1 protein-coding gene is annotated in these 269 nt (G+C 68.4%); it reads right to left on the minus strand.

Going from position 1 to position 269, the window contains the following annotated elements:
* Window positions 1–269 (minus strand): SDR family NAD(P)-dependent oxidoreductase (locus SB775_RS29885; RefSeq protein WP_410864869.1); only part of this gene is annotated, 269 nt, incomplete at both ends.

A 269-nucleotide genomic window follows, 5' to 3' on the forward strand; every position in this document is an offset into this window, starting at 1 on the left:
CTCCAGTAGGCTGTGCCGCTTCTCGATGCCGGCGTTGTTGACGAACGCGTCGAGCCGGCCGAACTCGTCGACCGCGGTCTGGATGAGCTTGTCGATCCCGGCGACCGAGCTAACATCGGCCTCCACCCCGACTGCGCGGCCGCCGCTCGCGGTGATGTTCTTCACCAGATCCGCGGCATCCTCGGGTCGACTGACGTAGTCGATCACGACCGCTGCGCCGGACGCGGCCAGCGCCCGCACGATTGCCGCCCCGATTCCGCTGTTGCCCC

The sequence above is a fragment of the Peribacillus sp. SIMBA_075 genome (assembly GCF_046534585.1).